This is a genomic window from Pseudomonas sp. PME37.24/025 (assembly GCF_055556615.1).
In genome coordinates this window covers 1-287 of the sequence record NZ_JBVHNK010000097.1, presented here as the reverse complement: position 1 = coordinate 287, position 287 = coordinate 1, and the positions used below count along the sequence as shown (strand labels likewise).

General features: G+C 78.4%; 1 protein-coding gene. It reads right to left on the bottom strand.

The annotated features are described in order from the left end of the window. The coding region (locus ACZ3HH_RS29660; protein WP_465810100.1) for a hypothetical protein at nt 1-287 on the bottom strand (287 nt) is incomplete at both ends.

Here is a 287-nt window from a genome sequence, read left to right as displayed (position 1 = left end):
CCCCGCCGAGGATGGTGACCGCCTCGTCGTAGAGGCTCGTCCCCGCCGGCGTCCCCCACGAGGTCGCCCGGACCCGCTCGGGCAGCCCGCGCAGGCCGGCCAGGGCGAGGAGCAGGGCGTGTTCGGCGACCGGCTCGGCGTAGGACCCCTTGGCGCAGGTCCAGGTCCGCCCGTCGTGGAGCATGCCCGCCCCGGCCACCGCCTCCACCCCGGCGAAGGGCAACTGGACCCAGCGGACGCCCTCCGTCGCGGCCAGCGCTCTGGCGAGGGGCTCGACGGGCGCCGGC